Source organism: Kocuria sp. UCD-OTCP (genome assembly GCF_000349605.1).
In the GTDB taxonomy this organism is placed as follows: Bacteria; Actinomycetota; Actinomycetes; order Actinomycetales; family Micrococcaceae; genus Kocuria; species Kocuria rosea.
In genome coordinates this window covers 76,172-101,818 of record NZ_AOSQ01000025.1, presented here as the reverse complement: position 1 = coordinate 101,818, position 25,647 = coordinate 76,172, and the positions used below count along the sequence as shown (strand labels likewise).

The window sequence follows — 25,647 nt, the reverse complement described above, 5'->3', positions numbered from 1 at the left end:
ACGATTCAATAACCCATCGCGCCGCCGTCCCGGTCGCGTCCTCGATCCCGCACGGAAGATGTGAAACCCATGACTGCATTCGACGACATAAAACCCCTTCGAAAACCGATGACGCGTTGGTGAGCACGGCACACCCTTTCAGGAAGCGGGAGGGAGGATCTCCGGACAGCGTAGACGGGGCGGCGTGCCCTGGCACGCCGCCCCGTCCCGGTCGGAGCCCGGCTGTCCCGCCGGGTCGGACCATGGTCCGCCCGGGTTCAGCCCAGGATGAGGTTGAGGACGAACAGCAGCGGGATGGACCCGGCCCAGACGGCGGTGGTGATCCCGGACCAGCCCTTCAGCGCGTCCGTGCCCTCCAGCCCGGTGAAGCGGGTGACCACCCAGAAGTAGGAGTCGTTGAAATAGCTGAACACCATGGAGCCCGCCGTGCAGGCCACGGCGGCGACGACGGGGTCGATGCCCAGGGTGGTCACCAGCGGCGCCGAGACGGAGGCCGCGGTGATCATGGCCACCGTGCCGGAGCCCTGGGCGATGCGCACGAGGGTGGCGATGAGGAACGGCACGAGGAATGCGGGCAGCGGGGTGGAGGCGATGGCCTCGGCCAGGGCGTCGCCCACGCCGGAGCTGCGGAGCACCTGGCCCAGCGCGCCGCCGGCGCCCGTGATGAGCAGGATCAGACCGGCCGAGGCCGCGGCCTCGGCGAACCAGCCGTGGGCCTTGTTCCGGGGCGTCCACCGGGGCAGGAGCACGTAGAGGGCCAGGACCATGCCGATGATCAGCGCGACCACCGGGTTGCCGATGAAGGCGAACGGGACCGCCCAGGCGGAGGGCTCGTACCCGTCGCCGCCCACGACCCCCTGGGCGTTCTGGTCGATCGCGCCGGTGACCGTGTTGAGGATGATCAGCAGCAGCGGGATGACCAGCGGCAGGGATCCGACGAACGCGCCGATCCGGTGCGGCTCGGCGCCGGCCGGCGGCTCGCCGAGGTCGTGGGGCGGCTCCGCGGCGGGCGCCTGGGCAGCCTCGTCGTCGAGACCGTCCCGGGGGCCCTCCTCCAGGTCCGTGCTCCCGACATGGGAGCTGCCCCCGACGCCGGCCGTGGCAACGGTGCCGTAGACGGCCTCGCGCACGTGCTCCTCGATCTTGGGCTCGAGCTGAGGGCCGATCCACTTGGCGTAGAAGACCACGACGGGCAGCAGGAGCACGGTGAAGGCCAGGCCGACGAGGATGATCGCTCCGATGTCCGCGCCGAGGATGCCGGCCACGGCCAGGGGGCCCGGGGTGGGCGGCACGAGGTGGTGGGTGAGCGTCATGCCGCAGCCCAGCGCCAGGGCGAGGGTCACGTAGCCGGCGCGCTTCACCCGGGCGATGGACCGGGCGAGCGGGTTCATGATCACGTAGCCGGAGTCGCAGAACACGGGGATCGAGACCAGGGCGCCCACGCTGCCCATCGCCCACGGCTCGCGGCCGTGGCCGAAGACGCGGAGGAAGGCGAGGGCGAGCGCGTTGGCGGCCCCCGACACCTCGAGGATCTTGCCGATGCCCACGCCGAGGCCGATCACGATGCCGATCGAGGCCAGGGTGTTGCCGAAGCCGGTGGTGATGGCCGAGACGATGTCGAGCACCGGCTGGCCCGCGACCAGACCGGTGACGAGGGCGGCGATGAGCAGCGCCACGAACGCGTCCAGGCGCGTGCGCAGCACCAGGACGATGATGGTGGCGATGCCCAGCACGAGTGCCAGGAGTAGTTGCAGATCCACGGTGATCGGCTCCTCGGGGACGTGGGACGGCCGGGCTGCTGCCCGGGCGCGGGAATTGACGAGAGCGGCGCTCCATGTGAGGCTAGTCACACATATGACGTCTGACAAGAGGCAGGTACGCGCCGTGAACCCCGATCCCGACGTGCGCACCGCTCCCCCCGCGAGGGCCGCGGCGCACCGGCGAGCCGATGGCTAGGAAGTCGCTGGTCGAGGCCGTCGCCGAGGACCTGCTCGAGCGCATCCTCGGCGGCGAGGTGGCCCCGCACGAGGCCCTGCCCCCCGAGGCCGAGATCGCCCGGGAGTCCGACGTCAGCCGGCTCACCGTGCGCGAGGCCCTCAAGGCGCTCCAGGCGCAGAACATCGTCTACGTGCGGCGCGGCCTCGGGACCTACGTCAACCCCCCCGACGCGTGGACCGGCCTCGAGGCGATCCTGAAGGCCGCCTCCCGGGGGGCGACCTCCCACCAGGTGGCGCTGCGGCTGCTGGAGGTGCGGCGCATGGTGGAGACCGGCTCCGCGGAGCTGGCCGCCGTGCACGTCACCCCGGAGGACCTCGCCGCGATGGAGACCGCGGTCCGGGACCTCCAGCGCGCGCACGAGGCGCGGGACCTGGACGGGGTCACCCGTGCTGACATGGCCTTCCACGACGCGGTGCTCCGGGCCTCGGGCAATCCGTTCGTGCCCGTCCTGCTGGCCCAGCTCTCCCAGCTGCTCTACGCCGAGCGGCGGGCGACCTCCGCCTTCCCCGAGGTGCAGCGGCACGCCATCGAGCACCACCGGCTCGTCCTGGAGGCCATCGGCGCCCGCGACCCCGAGACGGCGCGCAAGGCCATGGAGGCCCACATCGACCAGACCTACGCCGACTACGAGCACTACATCGGCCGCGGGGCCGCACCCGGCGGTCCCGACCCGGCACCCGGACCCTTTCCCCACAGCACAGGAGACGACTGACATGACCGAGACCATTCCCTTTCCCGCCGAGCGCACCGCCGTGCTCACCGGCGCCGCCTCCCCGCGCGGCATCGGCCGCGCCACCGCCGACCTGCTCGCGAGCCAGGGCTGGAACGTCGCCGTCCTCGACATCGACGGCGAGGCCGCCGCGGAGGCCGCCCAGGACATCGCCGGACGGCACGGGGTGCAGGCCCTCGGGCTGCGCACGGACGTGTCCGACCAGGCCTCCGTGGACGAGTCCGTCGCACGGGTCGAGGCGGAGCTCCCGCCGATCGTGGCCCTCGTCAACCTCGCGGGCATCAGCTCGCCCACGGAGTTCATGCAGGAGACCCGGGAGGCGTGGGACCGGGTCTTCGCCATCAACATGACCGGCACGTTCATGGTGACCCAGCGCGTGCTGGCCGGGATGATCGAGCGCAAGGTCGGCCGCGTGGTCAGCGTCTCCTCGATCTCCGCCCAGCGCGGCGGCGGGACCTACTCCAAGGTGGCCTACAGCGCGTCCAAGGCTGCGATCATCGGCTTCACCCGGGCCGTGGCGCGCGAGATGGGCGAGCACGGGATCACCGTGAACTGCATCGCCCCCGGCCCCGTGGACACCGACATCATGGGCGGCACGCTGAGCGACGAGCGCAAGGCGGACATGTCCAAGGACATCCTGGTGGGCCGCGTGGGCACCGTGCGGGACATGGCGGCCCTGCTCGCGTTCCTCGTGGGACAGGACGCCGGATTCATCACCGCGGCGACATACGACATCAACGGGGGGCTGCAGATCTCCTAGCCGGACCGCGGGAACCGGGCGGGAACCCCTGGGGTCCCGCCCGGTCCGCATCCTGCAGGGCCCCGGATCAGGGCGCGGCGTACCAGGTGCGGTCGCCGACGAACTCGTCCGGTCGGTGGTCGACGAAGGCTGCGCCGTCGAGATCGAGGGACTCGGCGCTGCGCTGGAGCGAGGCCGTCCTGGCGAGGGATCCCCAGCGGCCCGTCTCCAGGCGCTCGTCCATGGCCTCGACGGCGGCGACGTTCTCGGCGACGGTGAAGGTGCAGTGCCCCTCCCGGTCCACGAAGGCCTGCCGGAACAGGGACTGCTCGCCGGCCCGGCGGACCGTCTCGGCGTACTCCTCCTGGTACTCGACCGGGGCCAGCAGGTCGACCAGCGTGTGGGTGGCCAGCACGGGGACCTGCAGCTCGCCGGTGGGCGTCGAGGTCCGCAGCATCCACTCCAGGCCGTCCTCGTCCGGGGTGATGTCGGCGCTGCGGCTCAGCGTCCCGAGGTCCGCGGCGAGATCGAGGCCGGCGAGCCGGTACAGGTGCCGGACCTGGTGGCGCTGGTCGGAGGAGCGCAGCAGCCGGGCGTAGTCGACCCCGGCGGTCCAGCCGCTGTCGCCGCCGGCGGCCTCGACGATGGTGTGGCGGCGCTCGATGACGGTCGGCAGGGTCTGCAGCACCAGTTCGGCCTGGGCGGCCGCCAGCACCTCGGGGTCCTCGGCGTCCACGCCGTCCAGTTCCGTGGGGGTGTGCAGCAGGGCCGCCACCAGGGCGATGCGGGCCCGGCCCTCCGCGGAGCCGCGGGCCTCCTCCAGGGCCTCGCGCAGCGCGGTGATCGTCGCGTCGGACTGGCCCGGGGCGGTGAAGCCGGTCAGCTGCACGTCCTGACCCGGCAGCAGCAGCTCCGCCGCGGCGTGGGCGGCATCCAGCTGGTAGTTGTTCAGGGCCACACCGCCGCCCACCAGCCCGCAGGTGCTGACGGCGCCGTCGATGCCGGCCCCCGGCACCTCCGCCATCAGACTCGTGACGAGCCCGCCCATGGAGCGGCCCATGGCGATGACCCGGTCGGCCTCGCCGAAGCGCTGCTCGAAGGCCGCGAGGGTGTCCAGCTGGTCCTGGACGGCCGTCTCCAGGGCCCATCCGGTCGCGGCGTAGGACGACGACGCGACGGCGTAGCCCCGGCGGATCAGTTCCTGCGCCGTCGGGTCGAACCCGGCGTCCCAGGCGGGGTTGGCGGGCCCGGGGCGGAAGCCGTGGGCGAACAGGACCACCTTGCCGTTCCAGTCCGCCGGCACCTCCGCCCGCCAGGCGGCACCGTTGTCCAGGGTTCCGGTGGCCACGGTCGGGGCCGCCGAGGCGGCCGTGCCGGGGGAGGCAACGACGGAGGCGTCCGGGGCGGCCACGGCGGGGAGGATGCCGGCGGTGGTGGCGAGAGCGGTGGCCAGGGCGGCGACCGGGACGAGCGCGGTGCGACGGAACCGGGGGGAGCGGACCACGAGATACCTCCAGAAGTGAACAGTTCAGTTAGTGAACTGATCCTGCGCCCGCCGGCCGGGTGTGTCAAGGGTCACAGTCCATGGGAGGTGCCCAGTGCGCGTCCCTCCGGACGTCAGAAGGCGACCTGTCGCAGCAGGCGTGCCAGGTCCTCCCGGTCCTGGGGTGCGAGGTCCCCGAGCGACCTCTCGGCGGCGAGGTCCACCGCCGCCTTGGCGCTCGCGTAGAGCTCCCGCCCCGCACCGGTGGGGGCCACGATCTTGGAGCGGCGATCCCGGGGGTCGGGCTGCCGCTCCACCAGGCCGCGCTGCTCCAGCTCGTCGAGGAGGGCCACGGTCTGGCTGGGCTTCATCCGCAGCAGGTCGCCGAGCTCCCGCTGCGTCGGCCCCGTGCCGCTGCAGGCCGCCGCCAGGAGGGAGTAGCTGCGGACCTTCAGCCCGAGCGGGGCGAGCCCCTGGTTGGCCGTCGACGAGCCCAGCGCCGCCGCCCGGGCCATGAGGAAGATCGGCTCCGAGGCCAGGTCGATCTCCGTCAGTCGTGCGAGACCGTCGGGTGCGGGGCCGGGGTGGTCCGCGGCGGGGCTGGGGGACATCGGGGCGGCTCGCTTTCACGGGTGGATCCGGACCATCCTACGAGCCGGAGCCGCCCCGGGCGGCACCGCCCCCGGCGTCGCCCGGGACGATGCCGGCACCTCCCGGCGCTCTTCCGGGGAGGTGCCGGAGGGGCTCACCAGCGGGGGTGGATGTCCGCCCGGAAGTACGCGTCGTAGATCCTGCGGACCCCGGCATCGATCTCCCGGCCCAGGTCCCCGGTGTCCGCCGCCGAGGCGTTGCCGCGGACCTGCTCCACGCTGCGCGCCCCGGGGATCACGGTGCTGACGCCGTCCTGGGCGATGATCCACGCGATCGCGGCCTGCGCCGTGGTCACCCCGTCCGGGAGCAGTTCGGCGAACTCGCGGACTGCCTCGAGGCCGCGCTGGAAGTCCACCCCGGAGAACGTCTCGCCGACGTCGAAGGCTTCGCCGCCGCGGTTGTAGTTGCGGTGGTCGTCGGCGGCGAACCGGGTGTCCGCCGTGTACTTCCCGGACAGCAGGCCCGAGGCCAGCGGCACCCGGGCGATGATCCCCACGCCGGCCTCCTTCGCCGCCGGCAGCACGGCGTCCAGCGGCTTGAGGCGGAAGGCGTTGAGGATGATCTGGACGGTGGCGGTGCTCCCGCGGGCGATGGCCGCGAGCGCCTCGTCGGTGCGCTCCACGCTGACGCCGTAGTGGCGGATCGCGCCCTCCTGGACCAGGGTGTCCAGGGCGTCGTAGACCTCCTGGTCGCTGTAGACCGGCGTGGGCGGGCAGTGCAGCTGGACCAGGTCGAGGGTGTCGGTGCCCAGGTTCCGGCGCGAGCGGTCCACCCACTGCCGGAAGTTCGCGAGGGTGTAGTTCTCCGGGACCTGGTCCGCGCGGCGGCCCATCTTCGTGGCCACGGTGATGTCCAGGTCGGGGCGCTCGCGCAGGAACGCGCCGATGGTCTGCTCGCTGCGGCCGTCGCCGTAGACGTCGGCGGTGTCGAAGAACGTGACCCCCGACTCCACGGCGGCCTCCAGGACGGCGGTGGCCTCGGCGGGGTCGACGTCCCCCCAGTCCGCGCCTAGCTGCCACGTGCCCAGGCCCACGGTGGAGACCTTCCGTCCGGTCCTGCCGAGTGTGCGTTGCTCCATGCGTAGAATCCCGTTCCGCGATCGGTGGAGGGTCTCCCGGGTGCCCGGGGGACGGCGGCCCGGGTTCCGGGTACGCCGGGGACCACCATGCGGTGCGACGTGTCCGCCGCGCAAGCACCGGGGGGAGGGACATCCCTCCCGGGGACCCCTCCACTGGGTCCGTCCGGTGCCGTGCAGTACCGTTCTGGCCATGACCGTCGAGGGTGGTGCGAACTCCGCACGGCCTCCGCGCGCCCCCAACATCCGGGACGTGGCCCGCGCGGCCGGGGTCTCCCACCAGACGGTCTCCCGGGTGATCAACGGGCACCCCGCGCTGCGCGACTCGACCCGGCAGCGGGTGCTGCAGGCCATGGAGGAGCTGCGCTTCCGGCCCAACCGGGCCGCCCGCGCCCTGGTCACGAGCGAGTCGAGGACCATCGGCGCCCTCGTCTCCTCGGGCGCCGAGTACGGCCCGTCGGCCAGCCTCCGGGCGGTCGAGACGGCGGCCGACGAGGCCGGCTACGTCGTGGACACCGCCCACATCGACCACGCGGACCGCGCCTCGATCGAGTCGGCCCTGGACCGGATGGTCGGCCACGCGGTGGAGGGACTGGTGATCCTCGCGCCGCAGTCGCGCACGCTGGAGGTGATCGAGCAGCTGTCCATCCGGATCCCGTTCGTCACCGTGCACTCCCTGCACAGCGAGGACCACCGGATGTCGGTCGACCAGCTGGCCGGGGCGCGGCTGGCCACCCGTCACCTGCTGGAGCTGGGGCACCACCGCGTGGTCCACGTCCCCGGCCCCGAGGGGTGGGTCGAGACGGACGCCCGCCGCCAGGGCTACCGCGAGGAGATGACCGCCTGGGGGTTCGAGCCCGTGGTGGTCCCCGCCGGGGCGTGGACCGCGGACTCCGGCTACCGCGCAGGGCTCGGACTGCGCGGGCGCCGGGGGCTCAGCGCGGTCTTCTGCGGCAACGACCACATCGCGCTCGGCCTCGTGCACGCGTTCGCCGAGGCCGGGCTGGGCGTGCCCGGGGACGTCAGCGTGGTGGGCTTCGACGACGTCCCGGAGGCCGCGCACTTCCTGCCGCCGCTGACCACGGTGCGCCAGGACTTCCCCGAGCTGGGCCGGCGCTGCATGGCCGTGCTGCTCGCGGAGCTGCGGGGGGAGCAGCCGGTCCGGCCGGGGGACGTGGAGCCCGTGCTCGTGGTCCGCGAGTCCACGGCCGCGCCCGCCTCCGACCAGGGCTGATGGACCCCCCGGCACGCCGTTACCAAACTGTTATCAAGTGATGTGGGACACGTGCTTCCACGCTGCGGTAGGTTGACCCGAACATCAGATGTGACCGTTCACATTCCGAGGTGGGCCGACCGGCGGCCGCCCCTTTCGGAACGTGCGGCTCGAACGACAACGAGGTCCTCCGTGAGCCAGCCCAGCCCAGATCCCACGTACGTCATCGGCGTCGACTACGGCACCCTGTCGGGGCGGGCCGTCGTCGTGCGGGTGCACGACGGCGCCGAGATGGGCTCCGCGGTGCACGAGTACGAGCACGGCGTGATGGACACCGTGCTCGCCGCCACGGGGGAGGCCCTGCCGCCCGAGTGGGCGCTCCAGGTCCCCGCCGACTACGTGGACGTCCTGCGGCACGCGGTGCCCGCCGCCGTCCGCGCCGCCGGCGTGGACCCGCGCGACGTGGTGGGCGTGGGCACCGACTTCACCGCGTGCACCATGGTCCCGGTCCGGGCCGACGGCACGCCCCTCAACGAGCTGCCCGGCCTGGCGGGCCGCCCGCACGCCTACGTGAAGCTGTGGCGCCACCACGCCGCGCAGGGCCAGGCGGACCGCATCAACGATCTCGCGGCCCGGCGCGGAGAGCGTTGGCTGGCCCGCTACGGCGGTCTCATCTCGAGCGAGTGGGAGTTCGCCAAGGGCCTGCAGCTGCTCGAGGAGGACCCCGAGCTGTACCACCTCATGGACCACTGGGTGGAGGCCGCCGACTGGATCGTGTGGCAGCTGACGGGCAGCTACGTGCGCAACGCGTGCTCCGCCGGGTACAAGGGCATCCTGCAGGACGGCGAGTACCCCGACCGCGAGTTCCTCGGCGCGCTGAATCCCGGGTTCGCCGGGTTCGCCCAGGACAAGGTCGACCACCCGATCGGGGCCCTCGGCACGGCCGCGGGCACGCTCAGCGCGCAGGCCGCGGAGTGGACGGGCCTGCCCGCCGGCATCGCCGTGGCGGTGGGCAACGTCGACGCGCACGTGAGCGCCCCCGCCGCCCGGGCCACCGCGCCGGGTCAGATGGTGGCGATCATGGGCACCTCCACCTGCCACGTCATGAGCTCCGACACCCTGCGCGAGGTCCCCGGGATGTGCGGCGTGGTGGACGGCGGGATCATCGACGGGCTCTACGGCTACGAGGCCGGGCAGTCCGGGGTGGGCGACATCTTCGGCTGGTTCACGGCCCACTTCGTGCCGGGGCGGCTCCAGGAGGAGGCCGCCGAGCGCGGGCTGAGCGTGCACGAGCTGCTCACCGAGCAGGCGAGCCGCGAACCGGTGGGCGCGCACGGGCTCCTGGCCCTGGACTGGCAGTCCGGCAACCGGTCCGTGCTCGTGGACCACGAGCTCTCCGGGCTGCTCGTCGGCCTCACCCTGGCCACCCGCCCGCACGAGGTCTACCGCGCCCTGCTGGAGGCCACCGCTTTCGGGACCCGCACGATCGTGGAGGCCTTCGCCGCCTCCGGGATCCCCGTCACCGAGTTCGTGGCGGCCGGCGGGCTGATCAAGAACGCGTTCCTCATGCAGATCTACGCCGACGTGCTGGGCATGCCGATCTCGGTGATCGGCAGCGACCAGGGCCCGGCCCTGGGCTCCGCCATCCACGCGGCCGTGGCCGCCGGCGCCTACCCGGACGTCCGGGCGGCCGCCGCGGCGATGGGCCGGCTCGAGCGCAACGCCTACACCCCGAACCCCGCGCACACCGAGGCCTACTCCGTCCTCTACGAGGACTACACCGCGCTGCACGACCACTTCGGCCGCGGCGGCAGCGACGTCATGCGCCGGCTCAAGGCGCTCCGGCGCAACGCCCGTTCCACCCAGGAGGTCTCCGCGTGAACGCCCTGACGCCCGAGCTCGAGGAGCGGATCGCCCGCGTGCGGCGCGAGGTCGCGGACCTGCACGCCGAACTGGTCCGCTACGGGCTGGTGGTCTGGACGGCGGGCAACGTGTCCGGGCGCGTCCCCGGCACGGACCTCTTCGTGATCAAGCCCAGCGGGGTGAGCTACGACGACCTCGGCCCGGACAACCAGATCCTGTGCGACCTGGACGGCCGGCCGGTCCCCGGCACCCCCGGCGCGGAGCGCTCGCCGTCCAGCGACACCGCCGCCCACGCCTACGTCTACCGGCACATGCCGGAGGTCGGGGGAGTGGTCCACACCCACTCCCCCTACGCCACGGCCTGGGCGGCCCGCGGCGAGGCCATCCCCTGCGTCCTGACGGCCATGGCGGACGAGTTCGGCGGGGAGATCCCCGTGGGGCCCTTCGCGATCATCGGCGACGACTCGATCGGCCGCGGCATCGTGGACACCCTCTCCGGCCACCGCTCCCGCGCGGTCCTCATGCTCAGCCACGGGCCGTTCACCATCGGCAAGGACGCCCGGGACGCCGTCAAGGCCGCGGCCATGCTCGAGGACGTGGCCCGCACCGTGCACCTCTCCCGCCAGCTGGGCGAGCCGCTGCCCATCGACCCCGCGCACGTCGACTCCCTGTTCGACCGCTACCAGAACGTCTACGGCCAGCAGCCCGCGGCCGTCCCCACCACCCCAGGAGCGCTCACCCGTGAATCCTCTGCCCACCGCCCTTGACCACTACGAGGTCTGGTTCCTCACCGGCAGCCAGGACCTCTACGGCGAGGACACCCTGCGCCAGGTGGCCGAGCAGTCCCGCGAGATCGTCCGCGTGCTGGGCGAGGCCGGGCTGCCCGTCGAGGTGGTCTGGAAGCCCACGCTCAAGGACGCGGACTCGATCCGCCGCACGGCCCTCGAGCTCAACGCCGCGGACGGCGTGATCGGGGCGATCGCCTGGATGCACACCTTCAGCCCCGCCAAGATGTGGATCACCGGCCTCGACGCCCTGCGCAAGCCGCTGCTCCACCTGCACACCCAGATCAACGTCGAGCTGCCGTGGGGCGAGATCGACTTCGACTTCATGAACCTCAACCAGGCCGCGCACGGCGACCGGGAGTTCGGCTACATCCAGACCCGGCTCGACGTCCCGCGCAAGACCGTGGTGGGCCACGTCTCGACCCCCGGCGTCACCGCGCAGATCGCCTCCTGGCAGCGCGCGTGCGCCGGCCGCGCGGCGGTCCAGGGGCTCAGGGTGGCCCGGTTCGGCGACAACATGCGCAACGTCGCCGTGACCGAGGGCGACAAGACGGAGGCCGAGCTGCAGTTCGGGGTCTCCGTGAACACCTGGGGCGTCAACGACCTCGTGGCCGTGGTGGACGCCCAGTCCGAGGACCGCGTGGACGAGCTCGTCGCCGAGTACGAGGAGCTCTACGACGTGGCCCCCGAGCTGCGCCGCGGCGGGGAGCGCCACGAGTCCCTGCGCTACGGGGCCCGGCAGGAGCTCGGGATGCTCCAGTTCCTGGAGGAGGGCGGCTTCGGGGCCTTCACCACGAACTTCGAGGACCTCGGCGGGCTGCGCCAGCTGCCGGGCCTCGCCGTGCAGCGGCTCATGGCCCGCGGCTACGGGTTCGGGGCGGAGGGCGACTGGAAGACGGCCCTGCTGGTGCGGGCGGCCAAGGTCATGGGCGCCGGGCTGCCCGGGGGCGCGTCCCTCATGGAGGACTACACGTACCACCTGGTGCCGGGGGAGGAGAAGATCCTCGGCGCCCACATGCTGGAGGTCTGCCCGAGCCTCACCACGGCGCGACCCTCCCTCGAGGTGCATCCGCTGGGCATCGGCGGACGGGAGGACCCCGTGCGCCTGGTCTTCGACACCGACGCCGGCCCCGGCGTGGTCGTGGCGATGTCCGACATGCGGGACCGGTTCCGGCTCACCGCCAACACCGTGGACGTCGTGCCCCCGGACGCCCCGCTCCCGAACCTGCCGGTGGCCCGGGCCGTCTGGCGGCCGCACCCCGACCTCGCGACCTCGGCCGCGGCCTGGCTCACCGCCGGCGCCGCCCACCACACGGTCCTCAGCACCGCGGTGGGCGCCGACGTGGTCCGGGACTTCGCCGACATGACCCGGACCGAGCTGCTCGTCATCGACGACACCACCACCCTGCGGGAGTTCCAGCGCGAGGTGCGGTGGAACGCGGCCTACTACCGGCTCGCCCAGAAGCTCTGAGCGGGACGACCGGGACGGCCGGAACGACCATGATGACCAGGACCCCCGACGACCACCACGAGATCTCACCAGCACCGACCTCGATCGAACACTCCCACCACCGGGCAGTGCGGCCCGGACCGACGAAAGGCACGACCATGACCCCGAAGATCGACCTGAAGAAGACCCTCACCGGGGTGACCGCCCTGACCCTCGCGCTGGGCCTCACGGCCTGCGGCGGCAACCGCGGCGGCGGCGCGGAGGCGGGCTCCAACGAGGGCGCCAAGATCGGCGTGGCGATGCCCACGCAGCAGTCCGAGCGCTGGATCGCCGACGGCGAGAACGTCAAGGCGCAGCTCGAGGAGCTCGGCTACGAGGTGGACCTCCAGTACGCCAACGACGACATCCCCACCCAGATCTCCCAGATCGAGAACATGATCAACGGCGGGGCCAAGGCCCTGGTGATCGCCTCGATCGACGGCACCACGCTGACCAGCGTGCTCGACACGGCCGAGACTCAGGAGATCCCCGTGATCGCCTACGACCGCCTCATCAACGAGTCGGACACCGTGGACTACTACACGACCTTCGACAACTACGAGGTGGGCGTGCAGCAGGGCACGTCGCTGCTCACGGGCCTCGGGGTCCTCGACGAGAACGGCGAGCCCACCGGCGAGAAGGGCCCCTTCAACGTGGAGCTCTTCGCCGGCAGCCCCGACGACAACAACGCGACCTTCTTCTGGGACGGCGCGATGGACACCCTCAAGCCCTACCTGGACGACGGCACGCTCAACGTTCCCAGCGGCCAGACGGAGTTCGAGCAGGCCGCCATCCTGCGCTGGCTGCCGGACACCGCCCAGGACCGGATGGAGGACCTCATCACGGTGGGCGGCGGCGACCAGCTCGACGGCGTGCTCTCCCCGTACGACGGCCTCTCGATCGGCATCATCTCCGCGCTGCGCTCCGGCGGCTACTCCCAGGACGAGCTGCCCGTGGTGACCGGCCAGGACGCCGAGGTCGGCTCGGTGAAGTCGATCGTCAACGACGAGCAGTACTCCACGATCTTCAAGGACGTCCGCGAGCTCGGCGAGCGCGCGGTGCTCATGGTGGACTCCCTGATGCAGGGCGAGGAGCCCGAGGTCAACGACGAGGAGACCTACGACAACGGCGTGAAGGTGGTCCCCGCCTACCTGCTCGAGTCGCAGATCGTCACGAAGGACAACTACCAGGAGGTCCTCGTGGACAGCGGCTACTACGAGGCGTCCGAGCTCGAGTGATCGCGACCGGCCGGGCGGCCCTCCGCCGCCCGGCCGGTCCGTCCCTTCCACCCACCCACCAGCTCGAGACGAGGAGGCCCGCATGAGCGAGCACGTTCTGGAGATGCGCCGGATCAGCAAGTCCTTCCCCGGCGTCAAGGCGCTGCAGGACGTCACCCTGGCCGTCGCCCGCGGCGAGGTCCACGCGATCTGCGGGGAGAACGGCGCCGGCAAGTCCACCCTCATGAAGGTCCTGTCCGGCGTGTACCCGCACGGCACCTACGAGGGGGACATCGTCCTGGAGGGCGAGACCGTCTCCTTCCGGGACATCAAGGACAGCGAGCGCAGCGGGGTGGTCATCATCCACCAGGAGCTGGCCCTGTCCCCGTTCCTGTCCGTCGCGGAGAACATCTTCCTCGGCAACGAGCGCGCCACCCGCGGGTTCATCAACTGGAACGAGACCAACGCCAGGGCCGCCGACCTGCTCCGGCGCGTGGGCCTCGACGTGAACCCCAGCGTCCCGGCCGGGGACATCGGGGTGGGCAAGCAGCAGCTCGTGGAGATCGCGAAGGCGCTCTCCAAGGACGTGAAGCTGCTCATCCTCGACGAGCCCACGGCCGCCCTCAACGACGAGGACTCCGCGCACCTGCTGGGCCTGGTCCGCGGGCTGCGCGAGGACGGGATCACCTGCATCATCATCAGCCACAAGCTCAACGAGATCCGGGCGATCGCCGACTCCGTGACGATCCTGCGCGACGGGCAGACCATCGAGACCCTCAGCCTGCACGACGGGTCGGTCACCGAGGACCGGATCATCAAGGGCATGGTGGGCCGCGAGCTGACGAACCGGTACCCCGAGCGGGTTCCCGACATCGGCGCGGAGGTGCTCCGCGTCGAGGACTGGACCGTGCACCACCCCCGGGAGCACTCGCGGGTGGTGGTGGACAACGCGCACCTGTCCGTGCGGGCGGGCGAGATCGTGGGCATCGCCGGGCTGATGGGCGCCGGGCGCACGGAGCTGGCCATGAGCATCTTCGGGCGCAGCTACGGGTCCAACATCACCGGGCGGATGTACAAGAACGGCGAGGAGATCACGGCGCGGACGGTCAGCGAGGCGATCCGGCACGGCATCGCCTACGCCACGGAGGACCGCAAGCGCTACGGGCTCAACCTGATCGACGACATCAAGCGGAACATCTCCTCGGCGGCGCTGGGCAAGCTCACGTCCGCGGGCTGGGTCGACGGCGGGCGCGAGACGCTCGTGGCGCAGGACTACCGCACCAGCATGAACATCAAGGCGCCCTCGGTGTCCTCGATCACCGGCAAGCTCTCCGGCGGCAACCAGCAGAAGGTCGTCCTGTCCAAGTGGATGTTCGCCGACCCCGACGTGCTCATCCTCGACGAGCCCACCCGGGGCATCGACGTGGGGGCGAAGTACGAGATCTACACGATCATCAACAGGCTGGCCGCGCAGGGGAAGGCGGTGCTGGTCATCTCCTCCGAGCTGCCGGAGCTGCTGGGGATCTGCGACCGGATCTACACGCTCGCCGAGGGCCGGATCACCGCCGAGGTGCCCATCGCCGAGGCCACCCCCGAACGACTCATGCAGCACATGACCAAGGAAAAGGACTGACCCATGGCTTCCACCCTCGTCGACGAGGACCGGGCTCTCGACAGCCGGGGCCCGCAGAAGGCCTCCACCGTGGCCGGCGCCGGCCGGTTCCTCATGAGCCGGCTCCGCCAGATCGGCATCTTCCTGGCCCTGCTGGTGATCGTGACGCTGTTCCAGGCCCTGACCGGCGGCGCGCTGCTGCAGCCGGACAACGTCTACAACATCATCGTCCAGAACAGCTACATCCTGCTGCTGGCGATCGGCATGGTCATGATCATCGTGGCCGGGCACATCGACCTGTCGGTCGGCTCGGTGGCCGCGTTCGTGGGCGCCATGTCCGGGATCATGATCCGGGACTGGAGCCTGCCGTGGTGGGTGGCCCTCGTCGCCGCCCTCGCGGTCGGCGCGCTCGTGGGCGCCTGGCAGGGCTTCTGGGTGGCCTACATCGGGATCCCCGCCTTCATCGTGACCCTCGCCGGCATGCTGGTCTTCCGCGGGCTGACGCAGATCGTGCTCGAGAACCAGCGGATCACCGGCTTCCCGCCGGAGTACCGCCAGCTCGGCGGCGGCTCCCTCTTCCCGGGGCTGTTCCCGCCGGCGACCAACATCCTGGACTGGACCACGGTGGGCATCGGCCTGATCGCCACGGCCATGCTCGTGCTGAGCCAGCTCCGGGGCCGGGCCAACCGGGCGAAGCTCCACCTCGAGGACGAGCCGCGCGCCTGGTTCCTCACGCGGCTGGTCTTCGGCGTCGTCGTCATCCTCGCGCTCACCTTCCTGCTGGCCAGCTCGCGCGGCGGGACGCCGATCGTGCTCGTGGTCCTCGGCGTGCTGGTGGTCGCCTACAGCGCCGTCATGAACCGGACGGTGTTCGGCCGCCACGTGTACGCCCGCGGCGGCAACCTCCAGGCGGCCCAGCTGTCCGGTGTGAACACCAAGCGCGTCGACTTCCTGCTCTTCGTCAACATGGGCGTGCTGGCCGCGCTGGCCGGGCTGGTGTTCACCGGCCGGCTCAACTCCGCCGGGCCGGGCGCCGGAAACCTGTTCGAGCTGGACGCGATCGCCGCGGCCTTCATCGGCGGCGCCGCCGTGACCGGTGGCGTGGGCACCATCATCGGCGCCATCACCGGCGGTCTGATCATGGGCGTGCTCAACAACGGCATGTCCCTCATGGGCGTGGGCATCGACTACCAGCAGTTCATCAAGGGCCTGGTGCTCCTGCTGGCGGTCGGGTTCGACGTGTTCAACAAGCGCCGCGCCTCGAACGCGCTCAAATGACCGCGCCCGCCCCGCGGTCCTTCGGGACGCTGCCCGACGGTCGGGAGGTCACCGCGCACACCCTCGCTACCCCGGGCGGGCTGAGCCTGCGCGTGCTCGACCTCGGCGCCGCGGTCCAGGCCCTGCACCTGCCCGGCCCGGCCGGGGGCCCCGGCACCAACGTGGTGCTGGGGCACCCGGACGCCGCCGGCTGCGCGGCACCCCCGGAGGCCTTCCTGGGGGCGGTGGTCGGCCGCTGCGCCAACCGGATCGCCGGGGCCCGCTTCGACCTCGACGGGACCACCGTGGAACTGGCGGCCAACGAGGGCGGCAACACCCTGCACGGCGGCCCCGACGGATTCCACCGTCGCACCTGGCGGACGGTCTCCGCGAGCCGCGACGTCCTGGTGCTGGAGCTGGTCAGCCCGGACGGTGACCAGGGCTTTCCCGGCGAGGTGGTCCTCCGGGCCCGGTACGCCGTCACGGACGACGTCCTCGCTCTGGACCTGGAGGCCCGCACCGACGCCCCGACCGTGGTCGGGCCCGCGAGCCACGTCTACCTCAACCTCGCCGGGGAGGGGTCGGGGAGGGTCGACGACCACACGCTCACCGTCGAGGCCGACCGGTACCTGCCGGTCGGCCGGGACGGGGTGCCGCTGGACGGCCTCGCCGCCGTGCGCGGGACGCCGCTGGACCTCACCGCCCCCGCCCGGCTCGGGGACCGGGTGCGGGCGGAGCACCCGCAGATCGCGGCCGTGGGCGGGATCGACCACTCCTTCCACCTGCGCGGCACCGGGCTGCGCGCCGCCGCCCGGCTGGAGCACCCGGCGAGCGGGCGGTCCGTGGAGCTGTGGACCGACCAGCCGGCCCTGCAGGTGTACACGGGCAACGCCCTGGACGGCACCATCACCGGCACCGGCGGGCGCGCCTATCCGCGGGGAGCGGGGATCGCCCTGGAGCCCCAGTACCACCCGGACTCGCCGAACCGGCCGGAGCTCTCCGACCCGGTGCTGCGCCCGGGGCAGACCTACCGCTCCCGCACCGAGTGGCGCTTCCGGTACTAGCGGCCGCCGGCCTTGTTCTCGCGCCGCTTCGCCATGATGCGGCCGAAGACCGCGGTGCCGACCATGAACAGGATCCTTCGCATGCTGGTGCTCCTTCTTCTCGCTGGGGTGCTGCTCGGATGACGTGCCCAGTCCACGCTACGGGGTGTCCCGGCAAAAGGTAAGTGAGCTGAAGAGTTTTCGGCCGAGAGCGAGCACGCCGGGGGCCCCGCGTCAGCGGGTGCGGGGGCGGTAGCCGGCGTCGTCGTTGACGTACGCGTAGTAGAAGCCGATCAGGACCCCGCCGCCCAGGAAGTTGCCCAGGAGGGCGATCCCCACGTTGGCGCCCGCGGCCCCCACGTCGAGTCCGTCCTCCAGTCCCACCACGGTGAACAGGACCGTGTTGGCCACGGAGTGCTCGAGACCCAGGAACGCGAAGAGGAAGACGGCCACGATCATGATCAGGCTCTTCATCAGGTCGTCCTTCACCAGGCCGTTGTAGACGAGCAGCATCGCCAGGTTGATGAGGAAGTTGCACAGCACCGCGCGCAGGAACAGGTCCGTCCACCCGGTGCCGCCGCTGGTGACGAACTCGAGCTTGTGCGCCACGGCGGCCTCCATCTCCGCGTGCGCGGGCCCGTCCGTGATGGTGCTGAAGCGCAGCACCACGGCCACGAGCAGCCCGCCCAGGAAGTTGCCCAGATAGCACAGCCCGAGCAGCCGCACCGCCTTGAACCACGAGGTGCGGCGGTAGTAGGCGCCGATGGAGACGATCATCATGTTGGACGTCAGGAGCTCGGACTTCGAGTAGTAGATGAAGACCAGCGCCCAGCCGAAGGTCACGGCGCCCAGCAGGCGTCCCAGGGGGCGCAGCGTCGCGTCCCCGGCGGGCACGGCGTCGAACGCGGCGACGACGGCGAAGTTCGCGGCGAACAGGACACCGATGATCATCCCGGCCATCCCGGCGCGCTGCAGGTAGCGCCGCGCCAGCTCGCCGGACATGGTCGTCTTGGTCTCCAGCGCCGCGAGGACGGTGCTGATGAACTGCTTGCCCGGGAACAGCTGCTGCGGGTCGGAGGTCATGCTCGGCGCCCGTCTCCAGAGGTGGCCGTGGACCCGGGCGGCGTCCAGGAGCCGCCCGGTGGGACCATCCTAGGCGCGGGCCCGCGCCCCCGGTCCCGGGGACCCGGCGCCGGCGCCGCCACCGGCATCGACGACGGAACGGCCCCGGTGCCGCACCGGAGCCGTTCCGTCCGTCCTGCCGGAGATCATGCCTCCGGGAGCTTGGCCGCGAGGATCCCCCGGATGTAGTCCCGGTTCATGGCCGTCACCGTGAGGCCGTCGCCGCCGTAGTGCTCCACGCACATGGGGCCGTCGAAGCCGGCCTCCAGCGCCATGCCGATGGCCTCGCGGTAGTCGATGAAGCCGAGGGCCAGCGGCGCCGGCGCCGAGGCGTAGGAACCGGTCGCGGGGTCGTGGTCCCGGAAGTAGTTCTTGAGCTGCCAGTAGTTGGTGTGGGGAAGCATCTTGGTCAGCATCTCCCGCCAGTCCTCGACCTCCCGGTGCAGGCGGACGATGTTGCCGATGTCGGGGCACAGCCCCACGTTGGTCAGGTCCACGGCGGTGACGAGCTGCACGGAGCTGTCGGCGGTGCCGAGGAAGGTGCCCTCGTACATCTCCAGCGACACGCTGACCCCACGCTCGGCGGCGTACTCGCCGAGCTCGCGGAAGCGGGCGGCGGCCTTCTCCCGGTTCTCCGGGGTCTCCTCGTCCTCGGCGCCCTCCGCGAGCCAGAACCAGGTGGCCTGCTTCTGCGGCTCGGTGAACGGGTCGTGCAGCCCCAGGCACACCATGGGCACCTCGAGGTCCGCCGCGGCGTCGATGGTCCGCTTCGTGTAGGCCATGTTCTCCCGGGCCCGGTCCTCGTCCGGGGTGATCACGCTCTTGCGGGTCACGGCGATGTCGCTGAAGGCGAGGTCGTAGGAGCGGGCCGTCTCGAGCAGCCGGCGGCGGCCGTCGGTGTCGAGGTCGGCGGGCCGGACCCAGGAGTCGGTGAGGTCGACGTGGTCGAAGCCCGCGAGGCGGACCTCGCGCAGCGTCTGCCTCCAGGCCTCGGGGCCGGCGGTGGTGCGGTCGCGGCCGTCGGCGGTGGTGCCGGTGAAGTTCAGCAGGGCGGCGCCGATCGGCCAGGTCTCGGGGGTGTGCGGCATGGTTCTCTCCTTGTCGGGCGCCTCGTCGGGCGCCGTGCTGGGTGGTGTCCGGGGTGCGCGGTGGCACCGGTGCTCGGGGCGGCGCGGGCTCACACCATGTGCTTGCCGCCGTCGATGAAGTACGAGGCGCCGTTGACGAACCCGGCCTCGTGGCTGGTCAGGAAGGCGACGAGGGCGGCCACGTCCTCCGGCTGCCCGACGCGGCCGGCGGGGATGCCCGCGGACATGGCGGACTTGCGGTCCTCGGTGAGCGCCCCGCCCATGATGTCCGTGTCGATGGGGCCCGGGACGAGCGCGTTGCAGGTGATCCCGTGCGCCCCCAGCTCCCGGGCGCCACCGCGGGTCAGACCGAGGACCGCGGCCTTCGCCGCGGCGTACCCGGTCTTCGAGAACGTCCCGCCGCCGTCGTAGGCCGTGATCGAGGACGTGTTGACGATCCGGCCGCCGTGGCCGCCCTCGACCATGCGCCGGGCCGCCGCCTGCATCATGAGCAGCGTGCCCGTGGCGTTGACGTCCATGACCCGGGTCCAGACGTCCCTCGTGAGCTCGAAGAAGGAGTGGGGGCTGGCGATGCCGGCGAGGTTCACCTCGGCGAGCACGGGCGGCAGGTGGGCGTCGATCTCCTCGAACGCGGCGTCCACGGAGGCGGGGTCGGCGACGTCGACCGGGATGCCGCGCACCGGGCTCTCCGTCCGTCCGGCGAGCTCGGCGGCGAAGGAGCGGACGCCGTCGGCGTCGACGTCCAGCACCGCCAGGGCCCACCCCTCCCGTGCCAGGCGGCGGGCGACGTGGCGGCCGATGCCGCGCTCGGCCCCGGCGCCGGTGACCACCGCCGTCCGGTGCGCGGGGAACTGTCCGTCGGTCATGAGAACTCCTTCGGGGCGATCAAATGCGGGGCGATCAGGTGCGGGGCGTGGTGTCGGTGGCCGGCTCACGCGGCCAGGGCGTAGACGACCCAGGCCAGGGCGAAGGCCATGAAGCCGATCGCGGTGCCGACCACCGACCAGGTCTTCAGCGTGGTCAGGGTGTCGAAGCCGCAGAACTTGCCGATGAGCCAGAAGCCCGAGTCGTTGACGTGCGAGAAGGTGATGGAGCCCGCCGCGATGCCGACGACGATGGCGGCCAGCCCGACGCCGGACAGGCCCAGCTCCGCGACGGCGGGCGCCATGATGGAGCCTGCCGTGGTCGCGGCCACGGTGGCCGAGCCCTGGGCCACGCGGAAGGCGATCGCCACGAGGAAGCCGGCCAGGATCACCGGGAGCCCCATCGCGTCCAGGCCGCCGGCGATGGTGCCGCCGATCCCGGTCTCGGTGAGCACCCGGCCGAAGGCGCCGCCGGCGCCCGTGATGAGGATGATCGAGCAGACCGGGGCGAGGGCGTGGTCGACCAGGTCCTCCAGGGCGCCGCCGATCGAGCCGCGGCCGCGCCGCGGCCGCAGGTACAGCAGGTACATCGCGAACAGCGTGGCGATCAGCAGCGCGATCGGGGTGTTGCCGATGAGCCGGGACAGGCGGAACAGGACGTTGTCCTCGCCCACGGACCCGCTGGCCTCCAGCGTGGTGAACAGCGTGTTGAAGAAGATCAGCACGAGCGGCAGCAGCAGGACGAAGATGATCGTCCAGAAGCCGGGCCGGGGCATGTCGTCCTCGAGCTCCACCTCGCCCAGGAGGTTCGGCACGGGCATGTCCGGGTAGCGCTTGGCGATGACCAGGCTGAGCCGGTAGCCGGCGAGGTACCACGTGGGCAGGCCGACCAGGAGCGAGACGAGCACGACCATCCCGACGTCGGCGCCCATCACCGTGGCGGCGGCGGTGGGGCCCGGGTGCGGCGGGGTGAGGGCGTGCATCATCAGGAAGGCGCCGATGGAGGGCAGCACGTAGAGCATGAAGGAACCGCCCAGACGCCGCGCCACCGTGTAGATGATCGGCAGCATCACGATGAAGCCGGCGTCGAGGAAGATCGGGAACGCGTAGAAGAGGGAGGCCACCGCCAGGGCGAGCGGGGCCCGCTTCTCCCCGAACCGCCGCAGCATCGCGTCGGCGAGCACCTGGGCGCCGCCCGAGACCTGGACCAGGCGGCCGAGCACCGCGCCGAAGCCCACGAGCAGGGCCACGTTGCCCACGGTGGTGCTGAACCCCGCGACCACCACGCCCACGACGTCGGCCACGCCGATGCCGGCGGCCAGCGCCGTGAGCAGGCTGATGATGATCAGGGAGAAGAACGCGTGGACGCGGAGCTTGATGATCAGGAAGAGCAGCGCGGCGATGGCCGCGACCGCGATGGCGAGCAGAGCCCACGTGGGCCTCTCCGCCAGGACGAGCGCGTCCGCCGTGGCGGCGGGAAGAAGGATGTGCATAGCTGAATCACCTTTGATCAGAACGCGGGCGGGCCACCCTGATGCTGTGGCGTGGACCACATTCAACGGCCATTGGCCAATACCCTATAGGATATTGGTTAACTGTCCAGTGGGTGGGGCGTTGTCAGGAGCGGTCCGGCCGCCCTCCGCGCCCGCTACTGCGTGGGACAATGCCTGTTACGGCGGACGCGAGTGAGGAAATCGGCATGGACACGACTGTTCCGGGCGGGACGTGGGTGCAGCGCAGCATCCTCGCGGACCAGGTCTACAAGGAGATCCTCGCGCGCCTCATGGACGGTGACCTGAAGTCCGGGGACCCCATCAGCATCGACGGCACGGCGCGCGCGCTGGGCGTCTCGCCGACCCCGGTCCGGGAGGCCTTGGCGCGGCTGGAGTCCACGAACATGGTGGTCCGCGCCGCGCTGCGCGGCTACCGCGTGGCACCCCTGCTCACGCACGAGGAGCTGCTGGACCTCATGGACGCGCGCCTGCTCATCGAGCCGTACAACGCCGAACTGGCGTGCGGCCGCGCGGACGCGACCTTCCTGGAGTCCCTCGAGCGGTCCATCGACGACCTCCGCGAGGCGCCGAACGGGCCCCACTTCTCCGACTACCGCTCCTACTGGGAGGCGGACGAGCGCTTCCACCGGCTCATCGCGGAGCAGGCCGGCAACAAGTTCGTCCTCGGCGCCTACGAGTCCCTCGGCGGGCACGTGCACCGGTTCCGGCTCTTCAGCGGACTGGGGGTGCAGGACGCGCGGAGCGCCATCGAGGAGCACGCGCGGATCCTCCAGGCGCTGCGCCGCGGCGACCCCGCGGCCGCGCGGATCGCCATGGCCGGGCACATCTGCGGCGTGCGGGAGCGGGCCATCCACGAGCACGAGAGCGCCGGCCAGGACGCCCGGAGCGAGAGCGCCTGAGGCCCCTCCCGCACCCCTCGACACCTCCCGGTGTGGTTGACACCACACTCCGGTGCGTGGATCCTATAGGAAACACGGCGAAGACCTGATCCGGTTCCCGCGGTCGCTCGCGACCCGCGCTCCGATGCCGCCGTGTCCCACGGACAGAACATGTGCACATCAGAGGAGATGGGGATCATGGCTCAGCGCTCGGTAGCAGTAGTCGGTTCGGGATACATGGGCGGGGGCATCGCCCAGGTGCTCGCCCTCGGCGGCGCGCGGGTCGCGCTCGCCGACATCTCGCAGGAGATCGCCGAGAAGAACCTCGAGCGCCTGCTCGGGGAGGCGGAGCAGTTCGTCGCCGACGGGCTCTTCCCGGCGGACGCGGTCGAGCGCCTGCGGGAGAACCTGTGGGCCGCTCCCAGCATCGAGGAGGCCGTCGCGGACGCCTCCTACGTGGAGGAGGCCGTCCCGGAGAAGCTCGACATCAAGCACGGCACCCTGCGCCGGATCAGCGACGCCGCTCCGGCGGACGCCGTGATCGGCTCCAACACCTCCACCATCTCCATCGCCCAGCTCGCCGAGGTCGTCGAGAACCCGGGCCGCTTCCTGGGGGTGCACTTCTCCAACCCCGCGCCGTTCATCCCCGGCGTCGAGGTCATCCCGCACGCGACCACCACGCCCGAGACGGTCGCGGCGGCCCAGGAGATCGTCGAGCTGACCGGCAAGAAGTCCGCCGTGGTCAAGGACGTCACCGGTTTCGTGCTCAACCGCCTGCAGTACGCCCTCTTCCACGAGGCCGCCCAGCTGGTCGAGGAGGGCATCGCCACCGCCGAGGACGTCGACACGCTCGTGCGCACCACCTTCGGCTTCCGGCTGCCGTTCTTCGGCCCCTTCGCGATCGCGGACATGGCCGGACTGGACGTCTACTCCTTCTGCTACGCCTCCCTGCAGACCTCCTTCCCCGAGCGCTTCGCCACGCCCAAGGCCCTCCAGGACCTCGTCGACGCCGGGAAGCTCGGCACCAAGTCCGGCGCCGGCTTCCTGCAGATCCCTGCCGAGCGCTCGAACGACCTCGTCGCGTACCGCAACAAGGCGTACGTGGCCATGGGGCAGCTCCTGAACGACCTGGGCCCCAGCCCGGTCGACGAGGAGACCGCCCAGCAGGGCGGCGCGTCCGCCCCCGCCGGCTGAGCCGGCGCCACCGCACACCCCGCCGGCCGGAGCGGCGCTCGACGTCGATCGCCGCTCCGCCCGGCCACCCTTCTGAGACCACCGAGGCTGGAACGATGACTTTTCTTGTGAACGATCCTGCGGAGTTCGCGTCCGACGCGCTGCGGGGCTATGTGGCCGCCCATCCCGAGCACGTGGTGGCCGCCCACGGCGGGGTGGTGCGCGCCTCCGAGACGCCCGCGGGCCAGCCGGCGCTGGTGATCGGCGGGGGGTCGGGGCACTACCCGGCGTTCGCCGGGTGGATCGGGCCGGGGATGGGCCACGGCGCCCCGTGCGGCAACATCTTCTCCTCGCCCTCCGCCTCCCAGGTGTACTCCGTGGCGCGCTCGGCGGAGAACGGCGGGGGTGTGGTCCTGGGCTTCGGCAACTACGCCGGGGACGTGCTGCACTTCGGCCAGGCCGCGGAGAAGCTGCGCGCCGAGGGCGTGGACGTGCGGATCATCCGGGTCTCCGACGACATCGCCTCGGGCCCGGCCGAGGCCCACCGTGAGCGCCGCGGCATCGCCGGGGACCTGCCGGTGTTCAAGATCGCCGGGGCGGCGATCGAGGCCGGGGCCGATCTGGACGAGGCCGAGCGGGTGGCGTGGAAGGCCAACGACGCGACCCGGTCCTTCGGGGTGGCCTTCGAGGGCTGCACCCTGCCCGGTGCCGGCGAGGCGCTGTTCCACGTGCCGGCCGGGGAGATGGCGATCGGGCTCGGGATCCACGGCGAGCCCGGCGTGCGCGAGGTGCCGATGGGCACGGCCGACGAGGTCGCCGACCTGCTGCTCGACGGGGTGCTGGAGGAGGAGCCCGTCCGGGTCGAGGGCGGCTACCAGGGGCGGGTGGCGGTGCTCGTCAACGGTCTGGGCACGGTCAAGTACGAGGAGCTGTTCGTGGTCTACGCCCGGGTGGCCGCCCGGCTGGCCGAGAAGGGGCTCACCGTGGTGGCCCCGGAGGTCGGGGAGCACGTCACCAGCCTGGACATGGCAGGGTGCTCGCTGACCGTGGTGTTCCTCGACGAGGAGCTCGAGCGATACTGGCTGGCCCCGGCCGACACCCCGGCGTTCCGCCGGGGTGCCCCGGACACGGCCGGGCGGCCGGCGCGGACCGGGGTGCACACCCCCGGCGCGGAGGAGGTGCCCGAGGCCACCGCGGAGTCCCGGTCGGCGGCCGAGCGGGTCGTGGCGGCCCTGGCGGTGCTGGAGGCGACCGCGGCCGAGCACGAGGAGCACTTCGGCAAGCTGGACGCCATCGCCGGCGACGGCGACCACGGCCAGGGCATGGCCTACGGGACCCGGGGCGCGCTGGCGGCCGCCCGGGACGCGGCCGCGGCCGGTGCCGGGGCGCGGACCGTGCTGCTGCGCGCCGGGGATGCCTGGGCCGAGGAGGCCGGCGGCACCTCCGGTGCCCTGTGGGGCGCGGCGCTGACCGCGGCCGGCGGGGTCTTCGACGACGCCGCCGGGGCCGGGTCGGACGAGGCGGTGGCCGCCCTGGTGGCCGGGATCGACGCGGTCGTGCGGCTGGGCGGGGCCCAGCCGGGGGACAAGACCATGGTCGACGCCGCCCTGCCGTTCCGCGAGGCGCTGCTGGCCGAGTTCGAGACCTCCTCCGACCTGGCGGGCGCCACGAAGAAGGCCGCCGCCGTGGCGCGGGAGGCCGCCGAGGCCACCGCGGACATCACCGCCCGCCGCGGGCGCTCGAAGGTGCTGGGCGACAAGAGCCTGGGCACTCCGGACCCCGGGGCGCTGTCCTTCTCCGTGCTCATGGACGCCCTGGGCGATCTCTTCGCCCGGACCCCGGACGCCCGGTAGG

At 72.1% G+C, this 25,647-nt stretch carries 21 protein-coding genes; 13 read left to right on the top strand and 8 right to left on the bottom strand.

Annotation, left to right across the window (positions count from 1 at the left end):
• Positions 1-257: 257 nt before the first annotated feature.
• Positions 258-1,760 (bottom strand): GntP family permease, encoded by a 1,503-nt coding sequence (locus tag H488_RS28635; protein WP_031283075.1) that lies wholly within the window; start codon positions 1,758-1,760, stop codon positions 258-260.
• Positions 1,761-1,948: 188 nt separating this feature from the next.
• Between H488_RS28635 and H488_RS28630 the strand changes: the two genes are divergently transcribed.
• Positions 1,949-2,710, top strand: a complete 762-nt coding sequence (locus H488_RS28630) for a FadR/GntR family transcriptional regulator (protein ID WP_017833614.1) — start codon at positions 1,949-1,951, stop codon at positions 2,708-2,710.
• Position 2,711: 1 nt separating this feature from the next.
• Complete coding sequence (locus tag H488_RS28625) at positions 2,712-3,488, top strand: SDR family NAD(P)-dependent oxidoreductase (RefSeq protein WP_017833613.1); 777 nt, start codon at positions 2,712-2,714, stop codon at positions 3,486-3,488.
• Between the two features lie 67 nt (positions 3,489-3,555).
• Here the strand turns inward: H488_RS28625 and H488_RS28620 are convergent, their stop codons facing one another.
• The 3 genes from H488_RS28620 to H488_RS28610 form a co-directional block, all read right to left on the bottom strand.
• Entirely contained in the window at positions 3,556-4,971 is a 1,416-nt protein-coding gene (locus H488_RS28620; protein WP_017833612.1) for an alpha/beta hydrolase family protein, read from the bottom strand.
• Between the two features lie 113 nt (positions 4,972-5,084).
• Positions 5,085-5,561 carry a MarR family winged helix-turn-helix transcriptional regulator gene (locus tag H488_RS28615; protein WP_017833611.1) on the bottom strand — a complete coding sequence of 159 codons (477 nt, stop codon included), beginning with the start codon at positions 5,559-5,561 and terminating at the stop codon, positions 5,085-5,087.
• Between the two features lie 134 nt (positions 5,562-5,695).
• Positions 5,696-6,679, bottom strand: coding sequence for an aldo/keto reductase (locus tag H488_RS28610; protein WP_017833610.1), 984 nt, complete (start codon positions 6,677-6,679; stop codon positions 5,696-5,698).
• Between the two features lie 190 nt (positions 6,680-6,869).
• Between H488_RS28610 and H488_RS28605 the strand changes: the two genes are divergently transcribed.
• From H488_RS28605 to H488_RS28570, 8 genes are all read left to right on the top strand, one after another.
• The gene (locus H488_RS28605) at positions 6,870-7,910 is read left to right on the top strand and encodes a LacI family DNA-binding transcriptional regulator (RefSeq protein WP_017833609.1); all 1,041 of its coding nucleotides are present in this window, start codon (positions 6,870-6,872) and stop codon (positions 7,908-7,910) included.
• A gap of 171 nt (positions 7,911-8,081) precedes the next feature.
• A complete protein-coding gene (araB, locus tag H488_RS28600; protein ID WP_017833608.1) occupies positions 8,082-9,770 on the top strand; it encodes a ribulokinase in 1,689 nt (562 codons plus the stop codon).
• Entirely contained in the window at positions 9,767-10,519 is a 753-nt protein-coding gene (locus H488_RS28595) for an L-ribulose-5-phosphate 4-epimerase (RefSeq protein ID WP_017833607.1), read from the top strand. Before araB ends, H488_RS28595 begins: the two co-directional genes overlap by 4 nt.
• A complete protein-coding gene (gene araA, locus H488_RS28590; RefSeq protein ID WP_017833606.1) occupies positions 10,494-12,008 on the top strand; it encodes an L-arabinose isomerase in 1,515 nt (504 codons plus the stop codon). The genes H488_RS28595 and araA overlap by 26 nt, the downstream gene beginning before the upstream one ends.
• 137 nt (positions 12,009-12,145) lie before the next feature.
• Entirely contained in the window at positions 12,146-13,264 is a 1,119-nt protein-coding gene (gene chvE / locus H488_RS28585; protein WP_017833605.1) for a multiple monosaccharide ABC transporter substrate-binding protein, read from the top strand.
• Positions 13,265-13,346: 82 nt separating this feature from the next.
• On the top strand, positions 13,347-14,876 hold the full coding sequence (mmsA, locus tag H488_RS28580) for a multiple monosaccharide ABC transporter ATP-binding protein (protein ID WP_017833604.1): 1,530 nt from the start codon (positions 13,347-13,349) through the stop codon (positions 14,874-14,876).
• Positions 14,877-14,879: 3 nt separating this feature from the next.
• Entirely contained in the window at positions 14,880-16,133 is a 1,254-nt protein-coding gene (mmsB, locus tag H488_RS28575; RefSeq protein WP_017833603.1) for a multiple monosaccharide ABC transporter permease, read from the top strand.
• Positions 16,130-17,176 carry an aldose epimerase family protein gene (locus tag H488_RS28570; RefSeq protein ID WP_017833602.1) on the top strand — a complete coding sequence of 349 codons (1,047 nt, stop codon included), beginning with the start codon at positions 16,130-16,132 and terminating at the stop codon, positions 17,174-17,176. Before mmsB ends, H488_RS28570 begins: the two co-directional genes overlap by 4 nt.
• A gap of 213 nt (positions 17,177-17,389) precedes the next feature.
• On the opposite strand, the gene H488_RS28565 is transcribed toward H488_RS28570, so the two are convergent.
• The 4 genes from H488_RS28565 to H488_RS28550 all read right to left on the bottom strand — a co-directional run bounded on the left by H488_RS28565 (position 17,390) and on the right by H488_RS28550 (position 21,721).
• On the bottom strand, positions 17,390-18,238 hold the full coding sequence (locus H488_RS28565) for a formate/nitrite transporter family protein (RefSeq protein ID WP_017833601.1): 849 nt from the start codon (positions 18,236-18,238) through the stop codon (positions 17,390-17,392).
• 185 nt (positions 18,239-18,423) lie between these two features.
• Positions 18,424-19,365: a sugar phosphate isomerase/epimerase family protein gene (locus H488_RS28560; RefSeq protein ID WP_017833600.1), complete on the bottom strand. Its 942-nt coding sequence runs from the start codon at positions 19,363-19,365 to the stop codon at positions 18,424-18,426.
• An 89-nt stretch (positions 19,366-19,454) separates the two neighbouring features.
• Complete coding sequence (locus H488_RS28555; RefSeq protein ID WP_017833599.1) at positions 19,455-20,231, bottom strand: SDR family NAD(P)-dependent oxidoreductase; 777 nt, start codon at positions 20,229-20,231, stop codon at positions 19,455-19,457.
• A gap of 65 nt (positions 20,232-20,296) precedes the next feature.
• Complete coding sequence (locus H488_RS28550; RefSeq protein WP_017833598.1) at positions 20,297-21,721, bottom strand: GntP family permease; 1,425 nt, start codon at positions 21,719-21,721, stop codon at positions 20,297-20,299.
• 206 nt (positions 21,722-21,927) lie between these two features.
• Here H488_RS28550 and H488_RS28545 point away from each other — a divergent pair, with 206 nt between their 5' ends.
• From H488_RS28545 to H488_RS28535, 3 genes are all read left to right on the top strand, one after another.
• Positions 21,928-22,641, top strand: coding sequence for a GntR family transcriptional regulator (locus H488_RS28545; RefSeq protein ID WP_017833597.1), 714 nt, complete (start codon positions 21,928-21,930; stop codon positions 22,639-22,641).
• A gap of 177 nt (positions 22,642-22,818) precedes the next feature.
• Entirely contained in the window at positions 22,819-23,814 is a 996-nt protein-coding gene (locus tag H488_RS28540) for a 3-hydroxyacyl-CoA dehydrogenase family protein (protein ID WP_109268466.1), read from the top strand.
• Positions 23,815-23,909: 95 nt separating this feature from the next.
• Complete coding sequence (locus tag H488_RS28535; RefSeq protein WP_031283068.1) at positions 23,910-25,646, top strand: dihydroxyacetone kinase family protein; 1,737 nt, start codon at positions 23,910-23,912, stop codon at positions 25,644-25,646.
• Position 25,647 lies beyond the last annotated feature (1 nt).